This window comes from Candidatus Dedyshia acidiphila, assembly GCF_051025295.1.
GTDB lineage: Bacteria > Acidobacteriota > Terriglobia > Terriglobales > Acidobacteriaceae > KBS-83.
The window spans coordinates 1-255 of sequence record NZ_JBMGJV010000103.1; the positions used below are offsets into that span (position 1 = coordinate 1).

Annotated in this window: 1 pseudogene; it reads right to left on the minus strand. The window is 58.8% G+C overall.

The window, feature by feature from the left end:
- Positions 1–31: 31 nt before the first annotated feature.
- Positions 32–255, minus strand: a pseudogene (locus tag AC5IJH_RS18380) (NAD+ synthase); the annotation flags it as partial.

Here is a 255-nt window from a genome sequence, read left to right on the forward strand (position 1 = left end):
CTCCTGCCTGTATGTACTTCTGTAGGCCAACTCAAACCTGTACTTTGACGGCGATCGGAAACCGCCGCCCGGTGCCGAATGACTTGGCGGTCACCTTCAGCACCGGGGCCGCCTGCTGCCGCTTGTACTCGCTATGCTCGATCAGCTTGACGATCTTCTGCACCAGCACAAGATCAAGGCCCTGCTGCTCGGCGATCGTCTGCATCGGCAGGTAGCGCTCTACGTATGCCTCAACGATCGGATCGAGAACGTCGT